Below are 26,543 nucleotides of genomic sequence, written 5' to 3'. Positions count from 1 at the left end.
GATTAGTGGCAGGCCCGTATTGTCGCGCATCCAGGCGGCGACACCTGCGCTACGGGTTCACGCCTGACCGATCGCTACGTCGACGACCTCTACCCGCCACCGGCAACTAACCCCGCGTTCAACGATGCGGCGGGTCCGCCGCCAGGGCACCCGCGACGTCCTCCACCGTAGAGTCGATCAACGCCCGCATGGCCGTCTCCGCCTCTTTCGGATCGCGCCGCTCGATCGCCTCGACGACGCGACCGTGCGTGCGCACTGCGGTCTCCCACACGCGATCCTTGTGATAGATGGTCTGACCGACCGCGGACAACGCGCCGCGCACGATCGCCGCCATCTGCCCGAAGAACTGGTTGCCGCTCGCGATCACGATACGTGTGTGCAGCAGCTCGTCCGCAGACTGATACCCGGGCTCGCCCGGACGAATTGCGCAAAATGCATCGTACGCATCGCGAATCGCCGCGATCTCGGCAGCGCTGCCACGCGCGGCCGCCTGCGCCGCGGCGCGCGGCTCGATCAGGATGCGGAATTCGATCACGTCGCGTAAAAACAGCGGATCGGGCTTCGCGCGAAAGCGCCAGCTGACGACGTCCTCGTCGATCATCCGCCAGTCGTGCATCGGCTTGATGCGCGTGCCTACCTTCGGACGCACGTCGAGCATGTCGCGTGCGAGCAGCATCGACAGTGCCTCGCGCATGACGGTCCGGCTCACGTCGAACTCTTTCGACAGCACATCCTGGGGCGGCAGTATGGCCCCGTACTTCTCCTCGACAATGCCGGTGACCAGTCCGTCCATCACCCTGCTGACCAGCGAGCGGTCTTTATTGCTGTGTTCCATGACACCCTCCCCGATACGGCGCTGTCGCCTGTGTAGTCCTGCTAATCCCTGCGCCCTCGTTATGTCTTATGCGGCTTGTCGATACGTTGCTTGCACAAATACCGTTGCGCCAGTTGGGAAACGTCCTGACAGGGTTATCCCTCTGAGGAATTGTTTCGTCTATGTAACGTCCTTGCCTGCAAAACGCACAAACTGGCCTAGCGAACGCACCGCAGTGGGGAAAGTTGTCTCGCGCACGCCACACGCCGCCGCTGCCCTGGCTCACGCGTCGTTCAACCCGCCGGATGCGCCACCGACCCGTAACGTCCGGCGAAAAAAACCAGTGGCGCCTGCTCGCCGAGCGAAAACAGCCGCACCTCACCGACAAACAACGTGTGATCGCCACACGGATGCCGGTCGACAATGCGCGCGGCGAACCGGGCAAGCGCATGCTCGAGCAGCGCAACGTCCGGCATCCCCTCTACCGACGCAAAGCGCGGCGCGAAACAGCTCTGAAGCTCGCCGGCAAAGTGCCGGCTATGCGGTTCCTGCTCATTCGACAGCACGCTGACACCGAAGCTCGTGGCACGCATCAACCGCTCGTGCATACGCGCCCGCGTGCCGACCGACACGACGACCAGCGGCGGCTTCAGCGAGCCCGACATGAACGCGTTCGCGGTCATCGCATGCAGCGTTGCGCCGCTGCCCGCGGAAATCACCACGACGCCGGTCGCAAAGCGCCCCAGCGCATGGCGAAAGCGCCGTTCGTCGAAGCCTGCCGTGCCGTCGTCGGCGCCGGGCTCGACGTCTACGCACGCATCACGGGCGGGCAGCAGCCGGGCGTTCATTGGCTGTCTCCTGTTCGTGTTCGACGCGGCCGTATTGATCGTCGAAACGCACGATGTCGTCTTCGCCGAGATACGAACCCGATTGCACCTCGATGATTTCGAGCGGCGTCTTGCCCGGATTCTCGAGCCGGTGCGTGGTGCCGAGCGGGATATAGGTGGATTCGTTCTCCGACAGCAGGAACGACTCGGTGCCACGCGTCACGCGCGCGGTGCCGCGCACGACGACCCAATGCTCGGCGCGATGATGATGCATCTGCAGCGACAGCCGGCCGCCTGGATTCACCACGATGCGCTTCACCTGGAAGCGGTTCCCGTGTTCGAGCGAATCGTAGTAGCCCCAGGGCCGCCGCACCTTGCGATGATCCTGCGCTTCGTTACGCTGCTCGGCCTTCAACCTGCCGACGATCGCCTTCACGTCCTGCACCCGGTCCTTCGCCGCGACGAGGACCGCGTCCGCGGTCTCGACCACGACGACGTTCGTCAGACCTACGCAGGCTACGAGGCGTCCGTCGGAATGCACGAAGCTGTCCGTCGTGCCTTCGAACAGCACCGGCCCGCGCGCGGCGTTTCCGGCCGCGTCCTTCTCCGATACCTGCCATACCGCGTCCCACGCACCGACGTCGGACCAGCCGGCAACCAATGGCACCACCACACCAGCTATGCCCGCGAGCCGCGCGTCGGTACCGATGCGCTCCATCACCGCGTAGTCGATCGAGTCCGACGGGCATGCGGCGAAGGCCGCGCGATCGAGATGCAGCGTGCCGTCGCGAGCGGTCGAAGCGTTGCGACAGGCCGCCACGCATGCGGCTGCGAGTGCCGGGCGGCAGGTGTCGATCGCAGCCAGCCAGACCGATGCGCGCACAACGAACACGCCACTGTTCCACCAGTACTCACCCGACGCGACGTAACGCGCCGCGAGTTCGCTGTCGGGCTTCTCGACGAAGCGTCCGATCGTGCGCGCTCCGTTTGCGTCGAGTACGTTGCCGGTGCGGATGTAGCCGTAGCCGGTTTCGGCGTGTGTCGGCGGCACGCCGAGCGTGACGATCGCGCCGCGCGCCGCGTGTACGACTGCCTGTGCCAGTGCGGCGGCGAACGCGGCGCGATCGGCGATCAGATGATCGGCGGGAGTCACGACCAGAACGGGGTCGTCGCTCAAACCGCGTTCCGCCTGTGCGGCGAGCGCCGTAAGTGCTGCCACCGTCAGCGCAGGCGCGGTGTTGCGCGCAGCCGGCTCGAGCACGATGCGCGCGCCGGCGTCGCATCGCGCGAGCCGCTCGGCGGTCAGCAGGTGCAACGCTTCGCTGCAGACCACGAGCGGCGCGCATAACGTCATCGGTAGCTGCGTGGATCGATCTTTGGTCGCGGCCATGCCGGCGCGGGCGGTGCCCATAGCCTCGGCAACGCGGCGCACGGTTGCCTCCAGCAGCGACTCGTCGTCGAGCAGGTCGATCAGCTGCTTCGGGCTGCGTTCGCGCGACAGCGGCCATAGCCGCGTGCCCGAGCCGCCCGCCAGAATGACCGGCTGCACGACAAGCTGCGCAACATCGGTCGGGTCGTCGAGTTCGGGTGTACAGGGTTCTGCGATCCGGTTCATCGTGGGTTCCATCGTGTCTGGGTACGGGGGTGGGTCGCGTCGTGCGGTGCGAAACCGGTATGCGACCGAGGGACAGGCGTGCGGAGATTCATGGGCTGACTCCGTCGAACCAGTTCGGCGCGGCAGCGGACGGCACAGGTGTCGATGCCCCCTCCTGGAGAGTCCGCGCGCCTGGCCGCGATGCGAGCAACGTGTGTGGCGCGGTATGGCCGATCACATCGGCGCACAACCAGCGTTGCGCATCGGCCATCGCCGCTTCGCGAGCAGGCCGCGTGAACAGCGCGTGATCGAGCTTCGGTAACGTCACCGCCCTGATGTGCGGATAGCGGCGCAACCCACCCAGCCGCGGACCGAACTGCACGAGTGCCTCGTCGAGCCCAACATCGAATTCGCCATACACGAGCCGCAGTTGCACGCCTTTCGTGTGAATCGTCCGCAGCAGCGTTCTGGCTTCGTTGAGCGCGACCGGCCAGCCGGTACGATCTTCGATCCAGCCAGACATCGCGAGCCAGCCGCGGCGCGCAATCCGCCTGCCGAGCACCGCCGCAACACGCAACGGATGACTCTGCCGACGCAACGCACGCAGCCACTTTCCCGGCGTCAGTGCCGCGCGCCAGTACACCCTCGACGAAGCAAACTGATGCACGCCTGGCGTGCGCGCAGCCCCGTCCCACACGAACTTCTGCAAGTTGACGCCAAACGCGCCCACCACCTTTGGATGCCGTGCACAGACCTGTAATCCGACAAACGCGCCGCCGCAAACACCGAACGTCGCGACGCTCGCGTGACCGTGCGCGACAAGCCAGTCGGCGCCGGCCATTGCATCGCGACAGGCGGCTTCCGAATAGACCGAGTCGAGCGTGATCGTGTCGGCAGCGGGTTGCGCGTCGCCGAGGCCGCCCAGGTCCATCCGTAGCGAAGCAATGCCGAGCGCGGCGAGCTGTCGCGCAAACAGCACGAAAATGCGGCCGTCGCCGATGTGATGGCTTGCGCCTGTGTTGAAGAACAGCACAGCGGGCGCGTCGGCACGTGGCGCCGCGGGCTCGCAGTAGATACCGAAGTACGGACCGAAGACGATCGGGCGTTCGGTGGCGGCTTCGGTGGGGAGCGGGAGTAGCGCTTCGTCTGGCATGTCTGCGTGAATCGCACGATCGCGGGTCGCATGCTTGGGCGCATGTTTAGACACACCCTGCGAGAGCCATGTCGCCACGCGCGCGAACGCATCGACGGGTTCTTCGCTGTAAAGCGCTTCGATCATGAAGCGGTCGCACTCGTCGAAGTCCTGCCGTTCGACCTCGACGCCATGCTGCGTATAGTGCTCGGCCAGCGCCACCGTCCGGCTGCGATCGTTCGATCCAAGCAGCAGCACACGCGCAGCAGGCGCGAGCGTGTCGCGTTGCAAGTCGATCTCGCTGAGCCGCGCAATGTCGTCGCCGTGCAAACCGAAGCCGAACGCTTCGACATAGCTGTCGCGTTCGTCGAGCGGATCGGCGTTCATGCCGGCGGGCGTGCTCAACCAGCTTTGTCTGTGCGCACGCAGCTCGCGCAGATAGTTGCGCCCGAGCATCGCAGGGGCGAGCAGCACGAGCGCATCGATATCGCCGGCCTGTTGCGCGGCCAGTGCCGCGAGCGTCGCGCCAAGGCGCAAGCCCACCAGCGATACGCGCGTCACACCGGTCCACTCGCGTAAGCGCCGCGTGGCGGCCACGATGCTGTCGAGCCACGCGGCAACGCGCTGCGGATCGTCCTCGAAACCGGCGGAATCGCCCGTACCTGGGTAATCGAAACGCAGCACCGGCATACCGGCCGCTGCGAGCCGTTCCGCGAGCTTGCGCCAGCCGCGATGCGTGCACAGCGCGTCATAGCCGAACGGATTGCACAGGACGACACCCTGCTCGCCGGCCGCCGGATGCAGCCAGCCGAAGCAGCCGTCGAAGACGACTGGTCTCATTGATGGTCCCCCACGCAATAGTCGAATAGTTGAATAGTTGGTTTGGGCGCAGCGCGCCTGATCGTGACGGTCATTTAATCAACGGCCGTCACGCGAATCTGTACGGGCCCGCACACATTCAAAAACCGTCCCGGGGCACTATCGGGGCACCGTCGACAGCGCAGCCCGCCATGGAAAAAAGGATCGTCAAGAACATCGTCATCAACTTCGTCGGCTCGGTCGTGCCGGTCTTCATTTCGCTTGCGACCGTGCCCGCGTATCTGCACTCGATGGGCGTCGAACGGTACGGCGTGCTCAATCTCGTGTGGGCGCTGATCGGCTATTTCAGCGTGCTCGAACTCGGCACCAGCATCGCCACCGAAAACCAGATCGCCCGCGTGCGCGATGCCAACGACGGTTCGGTCGAGCGCATTTTCTGGAGCGCATGTGCGCTGAACTTCGTGAGCGGTGTGATCGGCGGCGCGATCATCTATTTCGCGGCGTATGTGTACGTCACGCACGGCGAAAAGGTCGACCCGCAGTTTCAGCACGAAGTGATAGCGAGCCTGCCGTGGATCGCGGCGGCCGTGCCGCTTGCGAACGTTACGTGGGTCTTTGCCGGCGCGATTACCGCTGTCGAGCGTTTTACGAGCTTCAACACCAGTCAGACGATCGGCACGTTGCTGTTTCAACTTCTGCCGCTTGGCGCGATCTGGTGTTTCTCACCGTCGCTTGCGGTGGTGATCCCAGCGGCGGTATGCGCGCGGGTGATCGCCGGTGTGCTGCTCGGTGTCGCGACGTTCCGTGCATTGCACATCCGGCGTGTCCGCAAACCCGACTGGCCAACCGTGGTCTCGCTGTTTCGCTACGGGCGCTGGCAACTGCTGTTCAGCGGCGCCGGCATGATCGCGCAGACGCTCGACCGGATGCTCGTCGGCACGCTGCTCGGTGCGCGCGCGGTGGCTTACTACGCGACGCCGCAGAACCTCGTGACGCGCCTGAACATCCTGCCCGGCGCGATGCTGCGCACGCTGTTTCCACGCCTGTCGGCATCGACGCGCGAAGACGCGGACGAACTTGCCCGCGGCGCGCTGGCGTTGCTGAACGGCGTGTTCACACCGTGCGTGATCGTCGCGATGTTCGCGCTCGAGCCGTTCATGCATGTGTGGCTCGGTGCGCACATGGCGACGATGTCGGCACCGTTCGGCCGTGTGTTGATCGTCGGCGTGTGGCTCGCCGGGCAGTCGAGCATTCTCGGCATCCTGATCCAGGCGCAATCGCATCCGGCGCAAGCGGCCCGCGTAAGCTGGGTGCAGTTGCCGTTCTTTGCGGCCGGCTTATGGTTCGGCATTCATCGGTTCGGCGTGATGGGCGCGGCCGTGGTCGTCGTGATCAAGGCGCTGTGCGACTACGCCGCGTTTCTGTATTTCGCCGAACTGCATCTGCGCTCGATTGCGGGCAACATGGCCGCGCATATCGCGTTCCTCGGCGCGGCGCTGTTTCTCGCAAGCGAACTGTCGACGCTGCCCGCGATGGTCGTCGCGGCGTGGGTACTGGTCGCGGCGAATCTCGCGTGGTCCTTGTATGAATCAGCGATGCTGCGCGAACTGGTGCGGCGGGTCTGGGGACGTCTGGGATTGCGGATGGGGTGACGAAGCGTCGGGACAGGCTATCGTCCGTCGTTGTAGTAAACGCGGACGCCCCTCTTTAGCGCACGATTCCGTCCGCGGCCACACCCTGCCCGCTCCCAACAAGCCGACGACGCGACCGCACCGCTTCAAGCGCCTGTTCATAGACCGCCAGATACGCATCGCAGACATGCTGCACATGGAACGTGCCGATGTTGCGGCGTGCGCCCGCCACCAGTGAAGCGCGCGCGGCGCGGTCGGTGAGCAGCAGTTCGATTGCATCGGCTAGCGCTACCGGGTCTGCCGACGGCACCAGTAAACCGGCTGCGCCGTCGTCGAGCATCTCCGGGTTGCCGTCCACGCGTGTCGCAACGATCGCGCAGCCTGCCTCGCGTGCTTCACACAGCACAAGACCGCCGGGCTCGCGATGCGACGCCAGAACGAACACCTCGGCCTCGGCCAGATACGCACGCGGATTTGCGACAAAGCCAGTAAACCGAGTACGGTTAGCGACACCGAGTTCCTGCGCGAGTGCTTCCATCTCCGGACGATCGGGCCCGTCGCCGACCAGATACAGCATCGCCGCCGGAAAACGTTCGCTTAGACGCGCAAACGCATGCAGGAGATCCTGAATCCCCTTGCGCCGGTACATGCCCGCCACGGTCACGATGCCGGGCCGCGCGAGTTGCGGGGAAACCGCAGCAGGCAGGTTCGCGAAACGCGGCGTGCCGATCGTGCCGTTGCGCACCACGACGAGCCGTTCGCGCGGCACACCGCGTCGCGCCATCGATGCGGCCACCGCCGCGCTAACCGCCACGACGCGATCGCCGAAGCGCATCAGCGACGCGCTCTTCTGGAATTCGTTGTGAACTGTCGTGATCAACGCATAGCGGCGCCGCAACGTGCCGAACCGTGCGATCAACGCACCGGTCATCATGTGGGCGTGCACGACGTCGGGATCGCACTGCGCGAGCAACCGGTTAAAGCCGGCGATCATCGACGGCACCTGTGACAGTCTGCGCGATTGCGGCAACAGCACATGACGCACGCCGTGCTGCGCGAACAGCGGTTCGAACTCGCCCCCCGCCGATGCCACCGTCACCTCGTGACCCGCGTGTGCCTGCGTGCAGGCCAGGTCGACCATCATGTTGACGATGCCGTTGCCGGCGTTCAGCGCGTGATTCGCAAGGTGAACGATTTTCATGATTCTGGACAAGCTCAATGAGGTGACGAATGGGGTAGCGAGGAAAGTGAAGCGGACACAGTCGATAACGCACGCACAGGCGGCGTGAAGCGATACATCAGCACCTTGCCGTGCCAGTCTTCTTCGACGAGCACGAGGTATTCGCCGCTCGCGAGCCGATGCGCGGTCATCGGCATCGACTCGTCGATCATCCCGCTCGCCGCGCCCACTTCCGGGCCCGGCGCGAGCCGTCCGACATCGCGGCCGGTGTCGCGGTCGTAGACACGCACGATGCCGGTCATCGTCTCGGCGGCGAACAGGTAGTCGCCCGCTTCCGCGATGCCGTTGATCCCTTCTGTATGCGGTGGCCCGCTGTCCGGCAGATCGATCGTGTAGCGCAGCACGGGCGAGCCCGCGAGCCAGTGGTCGTAACGCGCAAGTGTCGAACTCGCGCTGTTCCAGTTGTGCTCGTTGAACGGTCGCGCGGCGGTCGATCCGGCGAGCAACATCGTGTCGTCGGCGGCGTTGTAGATGACGCGTGTGATTCGCGTGAGCGGTGCAGGTACTGTGAAGCGCTGCATCGTCGCGTAGCGGTACACGGGGTTGCCGATGTTGTCGAACCCTTGCAGCGGAAAACGTCGAATGCCTTGCGATAGCGTGCCTTGCCATACGTCGCCGCGCGTATCGACCCACCACGTCGTCACACGCGGCGCATCGCTGGACGTGTCGCGTACCTCGGGTCGATCGAAATCGGCGGCGGCAAAGCGGCCCTTGCCGGCTGTGTCGCGCCAGATCCATGCGCCCTGCGACGGCTGCCCCGGCGGCCACGTGCCATCGATATGGTCAGGCGCAAAAAATCCTGCCGGAATCGCTGTTTCGCTCGTCTTCTCGAAGCGATAGATGCGCAGATACGACGACTCCATATCGAGCGTGTACAGCACGCGCCGCCCGTCGATGTCGCGCACGATCGGCGTGCCCCGCTGCCCCTGCTTCAGGTGGAAGAACGGATCGTAGGGATAGCGGAAACGGTCGGCGGTATAGCCGGCATACGACCATTCGTGGCCGGCGGGACGCGACAGGTCGAGTGCGAAGCGTTTGCTGCCGCTATAGACCGATGGCAACGATGGTGCTTTCTCGTCGACGAACTGCGCCCCGTCGACGAACAACAATCCTTGCAGACTGAAGCGCAACGCGCCCTCCGCCGTATAACTCTCGAGCACCGCGCCATCACCGTTCTGCGGACCACCGTTGCCGTCACCACCACTGCTACGCGGCCCGATGCCGTTCATCGCCACATACACATTGCCCGCGCGATCCGCACCGACACCGGTGAGTCCGTTAAAGCGCAGTGGCCCAGGCGCGCCGCGGCGGCCCGCGTAGAGACCGCCCGCTTCGCCTAGCGTCGCGGTCAGTTGCATGGAAACTTCCCTGTTGTCGTGCTGTGTAAGCGGAGCTGCACTTACCGATGCGTCTGCATCGCGCGACGCGCTAAAAATCAGCACCTGCTGACGCGGCCCGTTGTCCGCCACCAGCAGGCGCCCGTTCGCATCGAAGCTCAGATCGACCGGCACGCTGCCCGGCGGCAGCGTCAATGTGCCAAGACGTGCCCCGTTGCGTGCATGGTGGACGACGCGTCGCGCGCCGTCTGTGCGGCTGCGCTCGATGATCCATAACGAGCCATCGGGTGCGATCGCGAGCCGGCCAGGTTCGCGGACTGGGAACTGACCCGTCGGCTGCATCGACGCTGCATCGAAGGCTTCGATGCGGTTCTCGCTCGGGTTCGATACGAAGAGCGTCCGGTTGTCTGCGGCGATCCCGCGTATCGACTCGTCGTCGTGATCGGACGATTGCGCGATCAGGCGAAACGCGAGCGTGCTACCTGGCCACTGCATCTGGCCGGCAAACGGCACGCCCTGCGTGAAGTCCGCGCGGCTGCGACGTGCCACGCCATACCATCGCGTGCCTTGCGGCGGCAGGTTCTTCTGCGCGGCGAGTGCGTTGCCGATACTCTCGACGACCTGCGCGGTGAACACATAGCGGTCGTTGAGCGCGATTGCGTCGCCGCCGAGCATGCCCCAACCATGCGATTGCCCGCCATAGCCGAGCAACTGGCCGTCGCGATAGTGGCCGATCTCGCCGCCGCCTTCGTCCCATAGCGCGTTCGTGTAGATATCGCCATCCGGCGCGACCGCGAGAGCCTGCACGTCGATCTGCATCCAGCGCTGCTTCGCGTAGCCCCATGTGTTGCCGATCCATGAGGTGCGATAGGTCAACGAGGGATGTTGAATAGCGGATTCGGAGGGCGCTGCTGCCGATGCACTCGCAACACTCGCAACGCTCGCCGCATTGCGAGAACTCGTCGCTTGCCCCGCTTCGGCATAAGCAGCACCCTGAATCGTCGCCCCACCTGGATCGAGCGCGACAATCAACCCCAGCACCGGCAACAACAGCGCCGCCGCAAAGACAAGCCGCTCGAACCTGCGCCGCGCATGCGAGCGAAATGACATGGTCGTCGCACGGGCTCTAGGACGCGTCTATCGCTTCGCGATAGACCTGCGCGACCTGCGCGGCAACGACGGGATGGTCGAAATGCGCGCGTGCATATTCGCTGCATTCGGCGGCCGAAGGCAGCACGCGACGGCCGAGCAACGCATCGGCGATACCGCCGCCCAGTGCCTGAAAGCCGCCCGACGGCAACACGAGATCCGGCGACAACGGTGCCACCGCTTCGGGCAAGCCACCCACTGGCGTAACCAGCACGGGCGTCCCGGCCGCCAGCGATTCGATCGTCGTCAACCCGAAGCCTTCCAGCGCGACGGTCGGCACGACGGTGATATCGGCGGCCTTGTACCACAGCGGCAATGCATCGTCGGGAACGAAGCCCGCAAGCTGCACATGCCGTTCGAGTCCGCGCGCGACGATGCGCGCCTGGAGTTGCGCTTCGAGCGGCCCCTTGCCCGCGATCGTCAGCAGCACATCGGGCACCGACTGTCTGACCACGAACAGCGCATCGATCAGATCCTCGATACCCATGCGCGACACGAGCCGCCGCACGCAGAACAGCAACGGCCGGTCGTGCGGCAGACCCAACCGCTTGCGCGCACTGCGCTTCGATATGTCGCGATCGAAACGGCTGACATCGACACAGCCCGGCACAACACGGATGCTGTCCCCGTGCACGCCATACTGTATGTGCAAAATCTGCGCGAACGCATGCGACAGCACGATATGCCGCGTGCCGCGGCGATACACGAAGCGCTCGAGCGTCCGGCGCAGCACACGCGATACGCTGCCGCGCCCTTCGGAGCCGGACTCTTCGGCCCACGGTCCGTGAAAATGCACGACCCGCGGCACGTTGCCGAACACGCCGACAGTCGGCGCTGCATAGAGCGCGAAGTGCGTCGCGACGACATCGGGCATGCGCGCCGTCTTCAACTCGCGCGAACGCGTGCGGACCTGCCACAACCGCGTGCCAAGTCCGTCCTGGGTCGCTGCAAACGGATGCACGCGACCACCCGACGCATCGAGCACCGCTGGGCTTCCGGCCACGAGTCCGCGCACGTTCACCCCTTGCGCGGGCAGTGCATCGACGAGCGCCATGAACATCCGGTCGAGTCCGCCAGGGCGCTCGCCGAACCAGTGCATGCCGATCTGCAATGAATCGATCGTTGCGCTCACGATTGGGCCATGACAGTTGTCTGGGTTGCGGAAGGCGCCGCTGCAATCTCTCCATACAACGCGAGATAGCGGTCCGCCATCGTCTGCCAGCTCAATGTGCGCGCCAGTTCGCGCGCCGCATCGCCCATCCGGCGCGCATCGGCGGGATGCGCGGCGAGCTGGCGGATCGCCGCGGCCAGTGCGACGTCGTCGTCGGGTTGATCGAGCACGATGCCGCAGTCGGGGCCAATCACCTCGGCGCCACCCGCGGTGCGCACGGTCACGACTGGCAGCGCAGTGGCCAGCGCTTCGAGCAGCACGAGGCTCATCGCCTCGTAGCGCGACGGAAACACGAACGCATCGACTGAACGCATCAACGCGGGCATGTCCCTGACGAGATCGGTGAAATGCACGCGCTGCGCGACGCCGAGCGTTGCGGCAAGCGCCGGATAAGGACTGTTGCGCAGAATGCCGGCGACGACGAGATGCACATGTGCCGGCGTCTGCGTCAACGCACGCAGCACCGTATCGAGATTCTTGCGCGACACGCGCAGATCGCCCGCGAACAGCAGCATGAACGGCGTCTGCGGCAACGCGAAACGCGCCCGCTGCGATGGGCCCGGTGCAAATTCGTCGATGTCGACGCCGTTGTGGATGACGCGCAGGTTCGCGCGATCGACACCGAGCGCACGCACTTCCTGCGCGACCTTCTCCGATACCGGCACAATGGTGTCCGCACGCCTCAATGCCCAGCGTTCGCACCAGGCATTGAGCCGCGTATAGAGAACCTGGTACGCGTCATACGGACCACGCAGGAAGCGAAACGGATAGAAACCGCAGCGATACCAGCCGTCATGTACGAAGTGCACCGCATTGACGTCAGCGCGTGTCCACGCGATAAAGCCGTTCACATGCACGACATCGAACGCCTCGCGATGCGCACGAATCCACACACCGCAACGCCACGCAAACAGTTGATACTGCAGCAGGCGCGTCGGCAGCCGGCTCGCCTCGATGCACACGAAGCGCGCATGCGGATGTGCGATCAGTTCGGGGGCAGCCTTTGAAGCCAGCAGCGTCACATGGTGCCCGGCCGCGAGTGCCGCACGCGCAATCTCGTAGTTGACGCGACCCTGTCCGTCGTTGTTTGTCACCACGTGCGTGACGATCAGGATGCGCATTGCCCGGCCGCTCATCGCACTGCCCCGACTGCGCGCATCGGCCGTTGCGGAACCGCGCGTGTTTCGCGCGCATGGCGCAGGCCGATCACCGGCATCGTGACTCCGATAAAAAAGAACATGCCCGGTAGCGCAATCAGCGTGTTGACGAAGATCATCATCGCGAAGATCGCTAGCGCGAGCCCGACACCGGCAATCGCAAAGCGGTCTTGCGAGCGCGACAGGCTTGCGCGGATCGCGCGCCAGATCAGCATGACAATGCCAGTCGTGTACAACAACGTCCCGGGCCAACCCATCACGAACGGCACTTCCATCAGGCCGCTATCGAATACGAGGTTCTGTTGCGATGAATCGTCGGCGAGCTTGGTGCCGAGGCCAGTCGTGCCGAGCCCCTGACCGGCGATATCGGTCAGCGCCACCGAGAGAAAGTTACGGTAGAACTCGGCGCGCGCCTGATAGCTGTCGTCCTGGCCGAGGTTCTGTACCGTATCGAAACGCTGCACGATGCTGTCCGACACATCGCCGATCATCGCGAGCGGCGCGCAGAGCAAGGCGAAACCGAGCAACCCGCCGATCATCCGCAGACGGCTGCGACCGTCGAGCATCGCGAGTGGATAAATCAGGCCAATCACGAAACCGCCCCATGCGCCACGCACCGATGTGAACAACAGCGCGGGAATCGCCGCGAGACCGGTCGCCATCTTCATCTTGCCGGGCGCGCCCAGCAGCATGAGCAAGACGGACATCATCGTCATCGCAAAGACGCCCGACGAATTCATCGTGCTGCTCACACGCATGCCGAACGGCACCGGATGCCCCTCCGACTCCATCTGCGACGCAATCAGCCAGAACACGTCCCACGGCAACGGCGAGATGTATTCGAGCACGCCGTAGATGCCCATCACGAGACCGCCGTACGTGAAGGTACTGACCAGCACACGTCGATAGAGCGGATAGTCGCGCCATGTAACGACGAGACGAAACGCGATCAGCACCGGCAGCAGCCAGTTGACGAGCGTGAACGTCGCGGCAGCGGGACCGGCCCGCACCATGCCGACGATGTACGCATAGAACAGCGCGAGCACGATCAGCACGATCGGTGCGGCACGGCGCTGGCCCAGCACATGCACATGTCTGAGCAGCGTGAAACCGCATAGCGCGACTGCGAGCATCGGTGCGACCATCACGAAGCTCTGCGGATTGAACGAACCGTTCATGAAATCCGCGAGACGCCGTACCTCCGGCGAGAGAAAGAACAACCAGCAGACGAAGCCGAGGTAATGCGCAGGCGAGCGTCGAAAGAAATACACGGCGATCAGGAATGCGCCGCACGGGTAGAACAGCTCGATCACGCGGCCCTGATGCGCGAAGATCAGCAATAGCGTGATACCGAAGAAAGCGAGCGGTAGCGGCAGCGGATAGCGCATGCCGCGTGGCGTGGTTGCTCCTGCTGGAGCGCGCCGCGCGACAGTGGGTGCGGTTGCGGTTACGGGCTCGCCGTAGCCGCTAACACCAGGACGCGCCATAAGCGGCGCGCGCGGCGCAGCCGATGCGTCCAGCCATGTGGAAGGCGTATTCATCGTCGGCAGCACTCCGTCTGCGGCGCGCCCGCATGGCACGCCTCCCCGCGCTCGGTGCGCACCGTCACAGCAGTTCGAACGTATTCACGAGCACGAGACCGTCGCGCTCACGGCGTGGGCCACGCAAGCGCGGCGGCACGCCACGCGCCGGTCGCGTGAGCCCGATAAACGGCACACCGTGTTCGAGAAACGGCCCTTCGCTCTTGCGAAAGCCGAACTGCTCATAAAAACCACGCAGCCCAATCGGCGCGGAGACGCGCACGACCCATCCGGGCCAACGCTCGGCGATCGCCAGCAATGTCCGCTCGATCAGGATTTCCGCTGTGCCGTCGCCGCGCCGCACAGGGCTCGTCAGCACCTTGTCGATGATCACTTCGGGGTCTTCGGCGTCGCCTGGCTTGATGCGCGCATAGGCGAGCACCGGCATCGGCCGCGACATGTCTTCAGTGGCAAAGACGTGCAGCGCGGTGTCGTCGTGACCATCCGCGTCGAGGCACACATGCGACTGTTCGACCACGAACACCGCACTACGCGCTCGCAGGATCAGATACATCTCCCGCGCGGTGAGCGCTTCGAACTCCAGCGTTTTCCAGTTCATTGCCACTTTCCCCAAGCGCCCCCAGCGATTCATTCGACGGGCATAACCCGTTCCCATGGCGACACGTTACGTCGCCAACCCGCGTATTTCCGTGCGGCATCGCACTGACGCTGTCGCATGGCAATTCGTTAAATACGGTCAAGCAAGGCGCGCTGCAGGAAGACGCGCCGCAGAATGCGCGAACAGAACCGATACGAGGCAGCACTAGTGAACAGAGGTGGCGGGGCCAACTCCGAGGACATCACCAATAAAGGGGGCAACATTTCATGAAAAACGCATTGCGACGCATTCTTTCCGAATCGGCACGACTCGACGTGCCGCCCGACACGCTGGCCGACGACGCCGATCTCTACGCGGCGGGACTCTCGTCGCTGGCGACGGTGCATCTGATGCTCGCGATCGAAGACGAGTTCGGCATCGAGATTCCGGACCGGATGCTGACCCGGCGACTCTTTTCGAGCATCGATTCGCTCGCGGCCGCGGTCGGCGAATTGCAGCAGGCAAAGGCGGCAGCATGAATGCGCCACTGCTGCACGGCACAGATTCAGCCGGGGCGTCGGGCCAGACGGCGTTGCAAGCTGCAACGCCCGTCGCGCTCGCCGCCGTTGAATCCGAACCAGGCTGGCGCGCGGCTGCGCAACGCGTCGCCACGATCGCCGCCCAACACGCCGATGCGGTCGACCGCGAGGCACGCTTTCCCGTCGAAGCATTCGACGCGCTGCGTCGCGAGCGTTTGTTGTCCGCGTTCGTGCCGGTTGAAGCAGGCGGTGCCGGGCTATCGCTGGCCGATATCGCCGTGATCTGCGAAACGCTGGGTCAGGCCTGTGCATCGACGGCCATGGTGTATGCGATGCACCAGATCCAGGTGGCGTGTATCGAAGCGCATGGCAGCGATTCGTTGTGGCAGCGCGCGCTGCTCGCCCAGCTGGTCGAGCGCCAGTGGCTGCTCGCGTCGGCGACCTCCGAGGAAACCATCGGCGGCAATATGCGCACCAGCGCGTGTGCGGTGGAAATCGACGCGGGCCGCTTTCGCATCGAGAAGCTCGCACCGACCATCTCCTACGGCGCGCACGCGGACGGCATTCTCGTCACGGCACGGCGCACCGCCGAATCGCCCGCCGCGGACCAGGTGCTGATCGTCGCGCTGCGCGACGACACGCAACTGGAGCGGCGCGGCGGCTGGGATTCGATGGGCATGCGCGGCACCTGTAGCGAAGGCTTTCGCCTCGTCGCGAGCGGTGCCGTCGAACAGATTCTCTCCGTGCCGTTCGCCGACATCGCCGACCAGACCATGTTGCCCGTGTCGCACACGCTGTGGGCGGCTGTGTGGACCGGCATCGCCGGCGACGCGGTGAATCGCGCGAAAGCATTCTTTCGCGCCCAGGCACGCGGTAAACCTGGCTCGATGCCGCCCGCCGGCGTACGTCTCGCGCAGGCAGTCGGATTGCTGCAGATGATGCAGGCACGTCTGTCGGTGTCTCTCGATGCCGCGCGCGCCGCGCATCACGCGAGGCATGGCGGCAACCGCGCCGACGCGCCGCTATCGGCCCTGCTCGGCTTTGCCTCTGACATGAACACGCTGAAAACGAGCATCTCGGCGACGGCGCTGCAAGTCGTGCAGGAAGTACTGATGATCTGCGGCATGGCGGGCTACAAGAACGGTACGGAGTACAGCGTCGGGCGCCACCTGCGCGACCTGTACTCGGCGCCGCTGATGATCAACAACGACCGTATCGCACAGAACACGGCGAGCCTGCTGCTGGCGCAGCGCCCGACCGCTTCGGGGAGAGCCTGACATGAACACGATGACCGATATGGCCGCACTCGCGGCCATCCCCGGTGGGGACACCGCTACCCCGACCTTTCGCGACGCGCTGCTCGCGCAGGGCCTGCTGATCGATACCGGCGAGAACGGCCTGTACGGACGCAGCGAGGTATTCGAAGATGTCGTCGAGCGTCTGAACGTCGCGATTACGCATCTCGGCGCCGACCAGACGCCTGAGGTGCTGCGCTTTCCGCCGGCCATGCGTCGCACCGATTTCGAGGACAGCGAGTACCTGAAGAGCTTTCCCAATCTCGCGGGGACGATTCACTCGTTCTGCGGCAACGACATGGGGCATCAGCGGCTGCTGCGCTGCCTCGACGATGCGATCGCGGAACGCGACGACGATCGCAGCGACGAATGGATGGCGCAACAGAAGCCGACGCGTGTCGTGCTGACGCCGGCCGCGTGCTATCCGATCTACCCGGTGATGGCGCGGCGCGGACCGCTGCCCGCCGACGGTCGCACGATCGATGTGCTGTCGTACTGCTTTCGCCACGAACCGTCGCTCGATCCGGCCCGCATGCAGATGTTCCGTCAGCGCGAATACGTGCGCCTCGGCACGCCCGACCAGGTGATGGCGTTCCGTGAGATGTGGATCGAGCGCGGTTCGCTGCTCGTCACGCTGCTGGACCTGCCGGTCGACGTCGATCTGGCCAACGACCCGTTCTTCGGCCGCGGCGGCAAGATCATCGCGGACAGCCAGCGCGCCCAGGCGCTCAAGTTCGAACTGCTGATCCCCGTTGCGAATGCCGACAGCAAGACCGCATGCCTGTCGTTCAACTATCACATGGACCACTTCGGCGCGATCTGGAAGATCGAATGTGCGGACGGATCGGTGGCGCATACGGGCTGTGTCGGCTTCGGCATGGAGCGCATCACGCTCGCGTTGTTCCGGCATCACGGGCTCGACGTCGACGCATGGCCCGCCGATGTGCGTGCGCTGCTGTGGGGCGATACGCATGCACGGGTTGCCGAGGGACTTGCGCAGCAGACACGTGGAGCCGCACGATGACCCCGCCGCTTACGACGGTCTGGAACGGCGAGGCGCAGTCGGCGCCGACAGCGGAGCCCGACGGCACTGCAACCGGCACCGCTGTCTCCGGAGCGGTTATACCGCTGGTCATGCCGTCGACGCCACAAGCGCCGACACAAGCGCGGACGCAGAACCAACCGCGCCAGCATGCCTCGCACTCGCTCCACCAGGGCGATCGCGTCTGGCAGGAGACCAACTGCTATGTCGATCTGTGGATCGAACTGTTGCACGGCTTCGGGCTCGACCCGCGCGCGGCGTTCGGTTTCACCGTGACACAGGATTTCGAAGGCGACCAGTTCACCTTCTTCAAGTTTCCGCTTGAAGATCTCGACCGGCTGTACGGCACCCAGGTGCAGGAACTCGCAATCTACGACTCGCTCGAAGACCGCGTACTCGCGCAGACACAGCGCGGCCACACCGTGCTCGCCGAAGTCGACGGTTATTACCTGCCGAACACGCGCGCGACTTCCTACCGGCGCGAACATCCGAAGACGACGATCGGTATCGACTTCATCGATCCGGCCGCGCGCCGGCTCGGCTATTTCCACAATACCGGTTATCACCGCCTCGACGGCGAGGACTATGACGGGCTGTTTCGCAAGCTGCCGCAGTTCGCGCATCAGCCGGATCTGCTGTTCCCGTACGTCGAGTTCGCAAAACAGGCAAGACCGGCACTGGAAGGCACCGCGCTCGCCGATGCATCGGCGGAATTGTTGTGCGCGCATCTTGCACGCCGGCCGCTGCGCAATCCGCTCACGCAGTGGCGCGCGGCGTTTCCCGAGCATCTCGACAGGCTGCTTGCGCGCGGCGAAGCGTACTTTCATCCGTATTCGTTCAATCTGATGCGACAGCTCGGTGCGAACTTCGAGTTTCTGTCGAAGTATCTGCTGTGGCTCAATGCGCAGGGCTTCGACATTCCCGCCGCGATTCCCGCGGCCGCGCAGACGATCGCCTCCGAGGCGATGGTGATGCAGTTCCGTCTCGTGCGCGCCATTGCGCGCGGCCGGCACGATCGGTGTGACGACTGCTTCGACGTGCTCGAAGCCGCCTACGACGACACGATCACGCCGCTTGCCGCGCTGGTGCTGTGACTGGACTGGTGCCTGGGGTTGACGAGGCGACTGGCAACGCGATACCCACCGCAGCGCGTGCGGAGCATACAGACGCTGCGTTGAACCCCTTCTGGCCGCTGCGCCTCGACGAAGGCTGGCAATGCCTGAGCACGCCCGCTGGCGCCTGTGCTTCGCCGACACAATGGCCGAAGAGCGGCTGGCTCGCTGCGATCGTCCCCGGTACCGTCGCAGCCGCATGGCGCGCGGCCGGCCGGCTCGATCCCGATCACCTGTCGCCGTTCGCGTTCGACGACCACTGGTATCGCCTCTCCCTCACCGGCGACGGAGCGCGACGCCTGCGGCTGCACGGCCTCGCCACGCTCACGGAAGTGTGGCTCGACGGCGAAAAGCGTCTCGAGTCGGATTCGATGTTCGTCGCACACGACCTCGATATCGAGCTGCACGGAACCGTCACGCTCGCGCTGTGTTTCCGTTCGCTCGCACCCGCGCTCGCGGCGCGCCGCACGCGCGCACGCTGGCGACCGCGGCTGGCATCGCCCGCGACGTTGCGCAATGTCCGCACAACCCTGCTGGGCCACATGCCTGGGTGGTGCCCGCCGCTTCAGGCGGTCGGTCCGTGGCGGCCAGTCGAACTGCTTGGCGGTGCGCCCTGCTCATTCGACACGGTCGACCTGCGTACCGAGATCGACGGCGACGACGGCCTCGTGCATCTGACGTTGACGTTCGTGCAACCGCAAAACAGCAGCAGCCAGGCGTCGCTCAGTTGCAGAGGTGCGCGCACACCTCTCGTATGGCAAGACCCGCGGACACTCGCCGGCACCCTGCGCGTGCCGCACGCGCCGCGCTGGTGGCCGCATACGCACGGCACACCTACCTTGCACACGGTAACGCTCGAACTCGACGGCGAGCGCGCCTGCGAACTCGGTCGCGTAGGCTTTCGCACGCTGGAAGTCGACCATGGCAACGACGACGCAGGCTTCGCGCTGCGCATCAACGGCACACCGATATTCTGTCGCGGCGCGTGCTGGACGAGCGCCGATCTCGCGACGCTGGCTGGCACGGACGCACAACTGTCACACGCATTCGCATTGGCACGCGACGCGGGCATGAACATGCTGCGCGTCGGCGGCACGATGGTCTACGAGTCCGACGCGTTCTACGCGCTCGCCGATGCCTACGGCATCCTCGTCTGGCAGGACTTCGCGTTCGCCAATTTCGACTACCCGAGCGATGCGGATTTCATCGCCTCGGTCACGCGCGAGGCCACGCAGTTCCTCGCCCGCACGCGCCGATTCGCCTCGCTCGCCGTGCTCTGCGGCGGCAGCGAGATCGATCAGCAGGCGGCGATGTTCGGTCTGCCGCCGGCGATGCGGGCCCAGCCGTGGTTCACCGAACAGTTGCCCGCCATCGTCGCCGCGCAGCGACCCGATGTGCCCTACGTCGCGCATTCTCCAGGCGGTGGCGTCTGGCCGTTCTCGACCCGCACCGGCATCACGCACTACTACGGCGTCGGTGCCTATCAGCGCCCGCTCGAAGACGTACGGCGCGCGAATGTGCGCTTCGCGGCGGAGTGCCTCGCCTTCGCCAACGTCCCCGACGATGCGACGTTGCACGATGCAACCGGCACGATACATGTTCACGATCCGCGCTGGAAAGCCGCCGTACCGCGCGACCCCGGCGCCGGCTGGGATTTCGACGACGTCCGCGATCACTACTTACGCACGCTCTACGGTGTCGACCCGGCGCAGTTGCGTTACGCCGATCCATCGCGCTATCTGGACCTGTCGCGCGCGGTGGTAGCCGAACTGATGATCGACACCTTCGCGGAATGGCGCAGCGCGTACTCTACGTGTGGCGGCGCACTGGTCTGGCAGTTTCAGGATCTGCGCGCCGGCGCCGGCTGGGGCCTCGTCGATGCGCTGGGGCGACCCAAAAGCGCGTGGCATGCGCTCGCCGCCGTGCTGCAGCCGGTCCAGGTCACGATCACCGACGAGGGCCTCAACGGTCTCGATCTGCACGTCATCAACGACACCGCGAAAACGTTGCATGGACAACTGGATCTGGTCTGCCTGCGCGACGGTGCGGTACAGGTCGCATCGGGCAGTTGCGCAGTGCAACTGGCGCCACGCAGCCGGCAGCGCATCGAGGCGGCAACCTGCCTCGGACAGTTCTTCGACTTCACTTATGCGTACCGCTTCGGCCCGCAAGCGCACGATGTCACTATCGTGACGCTGCGCGACGCGAAGACTGGAGATATCTGGTCCGAAGCGTTTCATCTACCCGACCGGCAGGTTCACGAGCGCCACGATCTGGGCCTGACAGCGCGTCCCGAACGCACGGCATCAGGCTGGCAACTCATCGTCGAAGCACGTCGATTCTCGCGTTTTGTGCACATTGCCGATCAGAACTATCGCGCGGTGCGAGACTGGTTTCATCTTGCACCTCATCGTCCGCTCGCCATTCCCCTCGTCGCGCGCGATCCGCTGAACGCGAACGATACAACTCCGGCACCTGAAGGCGAAGTGCGCGCGATCAATGCGCGCGCAACTATTTTTTATCGCTGACGCGCATCGCTGCATTTCCATCCCTTACCCCGCTCTTCGCAATCCGCGTAGTGGCCCGTGCCACGTGGCTTGCGCGTGTGTGCGGACATACCGTCATGCTGCTTCGAGCAGTTCGCGTGCGCTTCGCAAAATGCCTTCTGTTCGACAACACACGCAGACCGTTGAACACATCTGAATCATTTCCGCGTTATCGACGCAGCATTGCCAGGCCAGTCTGCGAAGGTGTTTCAAACATCAACGGTCATCCGGAATGCATCGCGTCAAACGCTCCTTATCCAATCCGATCAAGGACTTGCATCGAAGAAAAAAACGCTTCCCGGCCGTTGCGCCAATCCTGACCTGTTGTACAGATTTGAAACAAAAACGCACGTTTTGCCGCTTATCGAAACATCGGATCTTTCGCTGCACCGCACCAGTACTGGCTTTCGGGGCATTTGGCACAGTCCTCGCTAACTGACTTCCGCGACACAAACGCTCAGACATACAAACAGAGCTATACGAGGCCGGGACTGTCATCCATCGCCGCTTGCCAGGCGGCACGTTCAAAGGATGCAATCGCCCGGGGGTTAGGAACGGGGCCGTTCAAAGGCGGCTCTTTGCGAGGACCGATCATGTTGATGCTTCAATCAGACCTGCACGGCAATCATTTGCTAGGTGCACTGCCTTCGTATGAATGGCAGGCACTGGCACCCCACCTGGAACTGGTTCATCTGCGTACCGAACAGCTGCTCTGCGATTCGGGCCAACGCATCCATCACGTCTATTTCCCCACCACCGCCATCATCTCGATGCTGTCGACGATGGAAGACGGCGGCTCGGTCGAGATCGCCGCGGTCGGCCGTGAAGGCATGACGGGCGTGCCGGTGCTGACCGGCGGCGAGACCATGCCGAACCGCGTGCAGGTGCAATGCTCGGGCTTCGCCTACCGGATGAGCGCGCAGGTGCTCAAGCAGCAGTTCGCGAGCTCGGACTTTCTGCGCCGCCTCATGCTGCTCTACATGCATGCCCTGCTCACCCAGGTCGCACAGACCGCCGCATGCAACCGACATCACTCGCTGAACAAGCAGTTGTGCCGCTGGCTGCTGATCGAGATCGACCGGGTCGCGTCGAACGAATTGACGGTCACGCAGCAACTGATCGCCGACATGCTCGGCGTGCGCCGCGAAGGCATCACCGAAGCGGCCGGCAAGCTCCACGACGAAGGCCTGATTCATCACAGCCGCGGCCACATCAAGGTGCTCGACCGCAAGGGCCTCGAAGCGCGTGCGTGCGAATGTTATGGGCTCGTGAAGCGCGAGTTCGACCGGTTGTTGCCGCGTCTGCATCAGTCGGAAACGGTGAACTGAACCGCGGTGGACTGAACCGCGCTGTACCGCGGATCGTTCCGCGGTCGCCCCGACCGCTGCCACGGTAACCCAACGTAGAGACCCATCATGTTCCGCAACACTGCGCGTTGCCTCGACGCCCTGTTCGTCATCGCCGGCGCGCTGATCGCTCACTGGCTGCGCTTCGCCGCGCCGATCGGGCTCTCCGACGAGGAGAAGCTGCTGATCGCTTTCAACTGCGTGTTCACGCTGTTGCTGTTCCCCGGCTTCGGCGTGTACGACACATGGCGCGGCAAACCGCTACCGTCGATGCTCGCGCGCGTCGCCAGTGCGTGGCTCGTAGTGGTCGCAGCGGGACTCGTGCTGGTGTTCACGCTGCATCGGATGGACGCGCTGTCGCGGCTCTGGTTCGGTTACGCGACCTTGATGTCCGGCGCGCTGATTGTCGTGACCAAGCTGATCGCCCATCTGCTGTTGAGAGTGGCGCGACGTCGCGGCATGAACTACCGGACCGTGGCGATCGTCGGCGCACCCGGTTTCGCCCGCACGTTGCTCGGGCATCTTGAACACGCGCCGCAAGCGGGCTTCAAGCCGGTCTGCGTATTCGATACCGGCGCAGAAGCTGCGCATGGTCCGGCGGTGCGCATGGGCAGCCTCGCGGTGCTGAGCGATATCGATGCGTTCGTCGACAAGGTGCGCAGCGACGGCATCCATGAAGTCTGGCTCGCGTTGCCGCTCTCCGAAGAGCACACGATCTATCGCTTCACGCGCGCGTTCCGCCATGACTTCGTGAATCTGCGCTTCATGCCTGATGTGCGCAGTCTGTCGTTGTTCAATCACTCGCTTGTCGACGTGCTCGGTCTGCCGACCATCAATCTCACGGCGCCGCCGGTGTCGCCGGTGCAGATGTGGCCCAAGCTGATCTTCGACCGGCTGTTCGCGTTCGTCGCGCTGACGCTGCTCGCGCCGCTGTTCGCGGTACTCGCGGTCGCGATCAAGGCGAGCTCGCACGGGCCGGTGTTTTTCACGCAGGTGCGCAAGGGCGTCGACGGGCGGCCGTTTCGCATCTACAAGTTCCGTTCGATGACCCTGCATCGCGAAGCGCATGGGCAACTCACCCAGGCCTCGCGCCACGACGCGCGCGTGACGAAGCTCGGCGCGTTCCTGCGCCGCACGAGCCTCGACGAGCTGCCGCAGTTCGTCAACGTGCTGCTCGGCCAGATGTCGGTGGTCGGTCCGCGTCCGCACGCGCTCGAACACGACGATCTGTACAAGGACCAGGTGTACGGCTACATGCACCGCTATCGCATCAAACCCGGCATTACCGGTTGGGCGCAGGTGAACGGCTATCGCGGCGCGACGACGAAAGTCGAGAAGATGGAAACGCGCGTGAAGTTCGACCTGTTCTACATCCACAACTGGTCGTTCGGCTTCGACATGCGGATCGTGCTCATCACGATCTTCAAGGGTTTCGTCAGCCGCAACGCCTACTGAACCACACGAGTATTTCGGGGATCCGATCGTGAAAGTGTCCGTGATCGTGCCGACCTACCGGCGCACCGCCGACCTCGCGCGCTGCATCGAAGCACTCGATGCGCAGCGCCGGCGTGCGGACGAGGTGATCGTGATCGCGCGCGACGAAGATCGCGCGACGATCGACTGGCTGCGCGCACGCACCGCAGCGCGGCCCGATGCGCGTCTTACAGTTGCGCTTGTACAGCAGCCAGGTGTCGTCGCCGCCTACAACCGCGGCATCGATACCGCGACCGGCGACCTCGTCTGCTTCACCGACGACGATGCCGCGCCGCACGCCGACTGGATCGAGCGCATCGCGCTCGCCTTCGAGGCGGACCATGCGCTCGGCGGTCTGGGCGGTCGCGACATCGTGCATGAGCGCAACAGCATCCTGCAAGGCCAGCAGCCCGTGGTCGGCCTCGTGCGCTGGTATGGACGCGCGATCGGCAACCATCACATCGGCCACGGCGCACCGCGCGAGGTACACGTACTGAAAGGCGTCAACATGGCGTTTCGTCGCGATGCGATCGGCACATTGCGCTTCGATGCGCGCCTGCGCGGCAGCGGCGCGCAGGTGCACTGCGAAATGGCTTTTAGTCTCGACATCCTGCGGCGCGGCTGGACCCTCGTGTACGACCCGACACTGCTCGTCGAGCATTACCCGGCGCCGCGCGTCGACGAAGACCAGCGCTACACGTTCAATGACGCCGCGTTCTACAACGCGTCGTTCAACCTCCGTCTCATCATGTGCGAACACCTGTCGCCGCCAGGCAGATGGGTGTTCGTCGCGTACTCCGCATTGATCGGCAACCGGGCCGATCCTGGACTCGCGCGCGCCCTGTCGCTGGCAATTCGCGGCGACGGACCGGGGCTCGCACTGCGCAAATGGTGGGTCGGCTTGCAGGCAATGCGCGGAGCCTGGCAGGAGGCAATCCGCTAGAAACAGACAGCGTGGAGGCTCACGCGGGGGATTACGACATGAACATCAAAATACTTGCCGGCGTGCTTGCGAGCGTATCGCTCGGCGCGTGCGCGCTGGCGCCAGGACCGTATCTCGACAACGACCGGCTCGACCAGACGAAGATCCCGCAACACAGCGCGGAACGCTTCGTGGTGCGGCCGATCGACGTCGGTTATTTTCGTGCGGAACGCGCGGCGTACAAACCGGCTACCTGTCTGCTCACGTGTCTCACGCAACAGACACGCAGGCAGTACGAGTACCGCGTCGGTATCGGCGACCAGCTGTCGATCATCGTCTGGGACCATCCGGAGCTGACCGGCACCGGCTTCGCCAATGCGGTCACGCTGCCGCCGCTGCCGGCGGTTGGCCAGAGCGCAGGCGTCAACGGCACGGCCAGCGCGGGTGCCGGCGGCACGACCGGCCCTGGTACGACGGCACCGGGAAACGGCGCTGCAGAAGGTGGATTGACCGTACGCGTCGCGAATAACGGCACCATTTTCTTCCCGCGTGTGGGACGTTTGCGCGTGACCGGCAGGACCGCGCAACAGGTCCAGGAGATGCTGGCGCGTTCGCTTGCCCGCACGATCCGCGCGCCGCAGATCGACGTACGTGTGTCGGGCTACAACAGCCAGACCGTGCAGGTCACCGGCAACCTGCGCAACCCCACGCTCGAATCGATCACCGATTCGCCGCTCACCGTGCTCGATGCGATCAATCGCGCGGGCGGTGCGTTGCCGGATGCAGACTTGCAGAACGTCGGCGTTACACGCGACGGCCGGCGCTACACGGTGGACGTCGCCGCGTTGCTCGAAACCGGCGACACGCAGCAGAACGTGCTGCTGCAGGATGGCGACATCATCGATGTGCCGGACCGCTCGAACAGCCGCATCTTCGTGCTCGGCGAAGTGATGAAACCGACCTCGCTGCCAATGAATCGCGGCCGCCTGACGCTCGCCGACGCGATGACCGGCGCGGGCAGTCTCGATCCGAAGACCGGCGACCCGCGCTACATCTACGTGATTCGCGGTGCCGACAAAACGCTCACTCCGGATGTCTACCGCCTCGACATGACCCAGGTCGACGCGCTGATGTTGATGACCAAATTCGAATTGCAGGCGAAGGATGTCGTGTACGTGCAGGTCGCGAGTTCCGCGCGCTTTAACCGCGCGCTCGACCAGATCTCGCCGACGCTGCAAACGCTGTTCTACACCAGAGAGCTGGGCCGCTGAGCCACCCT

Annotated in this window: 20 protein-coding genes; 10 read left to right on the top strand and 10 right to left on the bottom strand. The window is 64.7% G+C overall.

The annotated features are described in order from the left end of the window. Positions 1 to 118 precede the first annotated feature (118 nt). The 4 genes from M0D65_RS23765 to M0D65_RS23750 form a co-directional block, all read right to left on the bottom strand. Positions 119 to 835 carry a FadR/GntR family transcriptional regulator gene (locus tag M0D65_RS23765; protein ID WP_091016275.1) on the bottom strand — a complete coding sequence of 239 codons (717 nt, stop codon included), beginning with the start codon at positions 833 to 835 and terminating at the stop codon, positions 119 to 121. A gap of 272 nt (positions 836 to 1,107) precedes the next feature. Then, positions 1,108 to 1,662 carry a flavin reductase family protein gene (locus M0D65_RS23760; RefSeq protein WP_266254827.1) on the bottom strand — a complete coding sequence of 185 codons (555 nt, stop codon included), beginning with the start codon at positions 1,660 to 1,662 and terminating at the stop codon, positions 1,108 to 1,110. Further along, a complete protein-coding gene (locus M0D65_RS23755; protein ID WP_266254826.1) occupies positions 1,634 to 3,256 on the bottom strand; it encodes a mannose-1-phosphate guanylyltransferase/mannose-6-phosphate isomerase in 1,623 nt (540 codons plus the stop codon). Before M0D65_RS23755 ends, M0D65_RS23760 begins: the two co-directional genes overlap by 29 nt. Positions 3,257 to 3,344: 88 nt before the next feature. Next, the gene (locus M0D65_RS23750; protein WP_266254825.1) at positions 3,345 to 5,207 is read right to left on the bottom strand and encodes an alpha/beta fold hydrolase; all 1,863 of its coding nucleotides are present in this window, start codon (positions 5,205 to 5,207) and stop codon (positions 3,345 to 3,347) included. Between the two features lie 170 nt (positions 5,208 to 5,377). On the opposite strand from M0D65_RS23750, the gene M0D65_RS23745 reads away from it, so the two are divergent. After that, on the top strand, positions 5,378 to 6,838 hold the full coding sequence (locus M0D65_RS23745) for an oligosaccharide flippase family protein (RefSeq protein WP_266254824.1): 1,461 nt from the start codon (positions 5,378 to 5,380) through the stop codon (positions 6,836 to 6,838). A 55-nt stretch (positions 6,839 to 6,893) separates the two neighbouring features. Here the strand turns inward: M0D65_RS23745 and M0D65_RS23740 are convergent, their stop codons facing one another. The 6 genes from M0D65_RS23740 to M0D65_RS23715 all read right to left on the bottom strand — a co-directional run bounded on the left by M0D65_RS23740 (position 6,894) and on the right by M0D65_RS23715 (position 15,010). After that, the gene (locus M0D65_RS23740; protein WP_266254823.1) at positions 6,894 to 8,018 is read right to left on the bottom strand and encodes a glycosyltransferase family 4 protein; all 1,125 of its coding nucleotides are present in this window, start codon (positions 8,016 to 8,018) and stop codon (positions 6,894 to 6,896) included. A gap of 14 nt (positions 8,019 to 8,032) precedes the next feature. Further along, positions 8,033 to 10,504, bottom strand: coding sequence for a hypothetical protein (locus M0D65_RS23735; RefSeq protein WP_266254822.1), 2,472 nt, complete (start codon positions 10,502 to 10,504; stop codon positions 8,033 to 8,035). 16 nt (positions 10,505 to 10,520) lie between these two features. After that, positions 10,521 to 11,678: a glycosyltransferase family 4 protein gene (locus M0D65_RS23730; protein ID WP_266254876.1), complete on the bottom strand. Its 1,158-nt coding sequence runs from the start codon at positions 11,676 to 11,678 to the stop codon at positions 10,521 to 10,523. Then, positions 11,672 to 12,835, bottom strand: a complete 1,164-nt coding sequence (locus tag M0D65_RS23725) for a glycosyltransferase family 4 protein (RefSeq protein WP_266254875.1) — start codon at positions 12,833 to 12,835, stop codon at positions 11,672 to 11,674. Before M0D65_RS23725 ends, M0D65_RS23730 begins: the two co-directional genes overlap by 7 nt. An 11-nt stretch (positions 12,836 to 12,846) precedes the next feature. After that, the gene (locus M0D65_RS23720; protein ID WP_266254821.1) at positions 12,847 to 14,412 is read right to left on the bottom strand and encodes a hypothetical protein; all 1,566 of its coding nucleotides are present in this window, start codon (positions 14,410 to 14,412) and stop codon (positions 12,847 to 12,849) included. Between the two features lie 64 nt (positions 14,413 to 14,476). Beyond that, positions 14,477 to 15,010: a GNAT family N-acetyltransferase gene (locus M0D65_RS23715; protein ID WP_266254820.1), complete on the bottom strand. Its 534-nt coding sequence runs from the start codon at positions 15,008 to 15,010 to the stop codon at positions 14,477 to 14,479. A gap of 266 nt (positions 15,011 to 15,276) precedes the next feature. On the opposite strand from M0D65_RS23715, the gene M0D65_RS23710 reads away from it, so the two are divergent. The 9 genes from M0D65_RS23710 to M0D65_RS23670 all read left to right on the top strand — a co-directional run bounded on the left by M0D65_RS23710 (position 15,277) and on the right by M0D65_RS23670 (position 26,535). Beyond that, positions 15,277 to 15,528 (top strand): acyl carrier protein, encoded by a 252-nt coding sequence (locus M0D65_RS23710; RefSeq protein WP_091016250.1) that lies wholly within the window; start codon positions 15,277 to 15,279, stop codon positions 15,526 to 15,528. After that, the gene (locus tag M0D65_RS23705; RefSeq protein ID WP_266254819.1) at positions 15,525 to 16,805 is read left to right on the top strand and encodes an acyl-CoA dehydrogenase family protein; all 1,281 of its coding nucleotides are present in this window, start codon (positions 15,525 to 15,527) and stop codon (positions 16,803 to 16,805) included. Before M0D65_RS23710 ends, M0D65_RS23705 begins: the two co-directional genes overlap by 4 nt. Position 16,806: 1 nt before the next feature. Beyond that, positions 16,807 to 17,847 carry an amino acid--[acyl-carrier-protein] ligase gene (locus tag M0D65_RS23700; protein WP_266254818.1) on the top strand — a complete coding sequence of 347 codons (1,041 nt, stop codon included), beginning with the start codon at positions 16,807 to 16,809 and terminating at the stop codon, positions 17,845 to 17,847. Between the two features lie 110 nt (positions 17,848 to 17,957). Further along, entirely contained in the window at positions 17,958 to 18,959 is a 1,002-nt protein-coding gene (locus M0D65_RS23695) for a DUF1839 family protein (RefSeq protein WP_266254874.1), read from the top strand. 41 nt (positions 18,960 to 19,000) lie between these two features. After that, the gene (locus tag M0D65_RS23690; protein WP_266254873.1) at positions 19,001 to 21,505 is read left to right on the top strand and encodes a glycoside hydrolase family 2 protein; all 2,505 of its coding nucleotides are present in this window, start codon (positions 19,001 to 19,003) and stop codon (positions 21,503 to 21,505) included. A gap of 611 nt (positions 21,506 to 22,116) precedes the next feature. Continuing rightward, positions 22,117 to 22,851 carry a Crp/Fnr family transcriptional regulator gene (locus tag M0D65_RS23685; protein WP_091016245.1) on the top strand — a complete coding sequence of 245 codons (735 nt, stop codon included), beginning with the start codon at positions 22,117 to 22,119 and terminating at the stop codon, positions 22,849 to 22,851. A gap of 87 nt (positions 22,852 to 22,938) precedes the next feature. Further along, positions 22,939 to 24,324, top strand: a complete 1,386-nt coding sequence (locus tag M0D65_RS23680; protein WP_266254817.1) for an undecaprenyl-phosphate glucose phosphotransferase — start codon at positions 22,939 to 22,941, stop codon at positions 24,322 to 24,324. Positions 24,325 to 24,352: 28 nt separating this feature from the next. Beyond that, positions 24,353 to 25,285 (top strand): glycosyltransferase family 2 protein, encoded by a 933-nt coding sequence (locus M0D65_RS23675; protein ID WP_266254816.1) that lies wholly within the window; start codon positions 24,353 to 24,355, stop codon positions 25,283 to 25,285. Between the two features lie 38 nt (positions 25,286 to 25,323). After that, positions 25,324 to 26,535 carry a polysaccharide biosynthesis/export family protein gene (locus tag M0D65_RS23670; protein WP_266254815.1) on the top strand — a complete coding sequence of 404 codons (1,212 nt, stop codon included), beginning with the start codon at positions 25,324 to 25,326 and terminating at the stop codon, positions 26,533 to 26,535. Positions 26,536 to 26,543: the final 8 nt, after the last annotated feature.

Source organism: Paraburkholderia sp. CHISQ3, from assembly GCF_030464945.1.
GTDB lineage: Bacteria > Pseudomonadota > Gammaproteobacteria > Burkholderiales > Burkholderiaceae > Paraburkholderia > Paraburkholderia megapolitana.
The sequence above is the reverse complement of the archived record's forward strand: the minus strand, read 5'-3'. Positions and strand labels throughout refer to the sequence as shown.

Bases quoted from the DNA above. Each gene is read 5' to 3' on its own strand.
- M0D65_RS23765 (WP_091016275.1), bottom strand. From the start codon at position 835: ATGGAACACAGCAATAAAGACCGCTCGCTGGTCAGCAGGGTGATGGAC.
- M0D65_RS23760 (WP_266254827.1), bottom strand. From the start codon at position 1,662: ATGAACGCCCGGCTGCTGCCCGCCCGTGATGCGTGCGTAGACGTCGAG.
- M0D65_RS23755 (WP_266254826.1), bottom strand. From the start codon at position 3,256: ATGAACCGGATCGCAGAACCCTGTACACCCGAACTCGACGACCCGACC.
- M0D65_RS23750 (WP_266254825.1), bottom strand. From the start codon at position 5,207: ATGAGACCAGTCGTCTTCGACGGCTGCTTCGGCTGGCTGCATCCGGCG.
- M0D65_RS23745 (WP_266254824.1), top strand. From the start codon at position 5,378: ATGGAAAAAAGGATCGTCAAGAACATCGTCATCAACTTCGTCGGCTCG.
- M0D65_RS23740 (WP_266254823.1), bottom strand. From the start codon at position 8,018: ATGAAAATCGTTCACCTTGCGAATCACGCGCTGAACGCCGGCAACGGC.
- M0D65_RS23735 (WP_266254822.1), bottom strand. From the start codon at position 10,504: ATGTCATTTCGCTCGCATGCGCGGCGCAGGTTCGAGCGGCTTGTCTTT.
- M0D65_RS23725 (WP_266254875.1), bottom strand. From the start codon at position 12,835: ATGCGCATCCTGATCGTCACGCACGTGGTGACAAACAACGACGGACAG.
- M0D65_RS23720 (WP_266254821.1), bottom strand. From the start codon at position 14,412: ATGAATACGCCTTCCACATGGCTGGACGCATCGGCTGCGCCGCGCGCG.
- M0D65_RS23715 (WP_266254820.1), bottom strand. From the start codon at position 15,010: ATGAACTGGAAAACGCTGGAGTTCGAAGCGCTCACCGCGCGGGAGATG.
- M0D65_RS23710 (WP_091016250.1), top strand. From the start codon at position 15,277: ATGAAAAACGCATTGCGACGCATTCTTTCCGAATCGGCACGACTCGAC.
- M0D65_RS23705 (WP_266254819.1), top strand. From the start codon at position 15,525: ATGAATGCGCCACTGCTGCACGGCACAGATTCAGCCGGGGCGTCGGGC.
- M0D65_RS23700 (WP_266254818.1), top strand. From the start codon at position 16,807: ATGAACACGATGACCGATATGGCCGCACTCGCGGCCATCCCCGGTGGG.
- M0D65_RS23695 (WP_266254874.1), top strand. From the start codon at position 17,958: ATGCCGTCGACGCCACAAGCGCCGACACAAGCGCGGACGCAGAACCAA.
- M0D65_RS23685 (WP_091016245.1), top strand. From the start codon at position 22,117: ATGTTGATGCTTCAATCAGACCTGCACGGCAATCATTTGCTAGGTGCA.
- M0D65_RS23680 (WP_266254817.1), top strand. From the start codon at position 22,939: ATGTTCCGCAACACTGCGCGTTGCCTCGACGCCCTGTTCGTCATCGCC.
- M0D65_RS23670 (WP_266254815.1), top strand. From the start codon at position 25,324: ATGAACATCAAAATACTTGCCGGCGTGCTTGCGAGCGTATCGCTCGGC.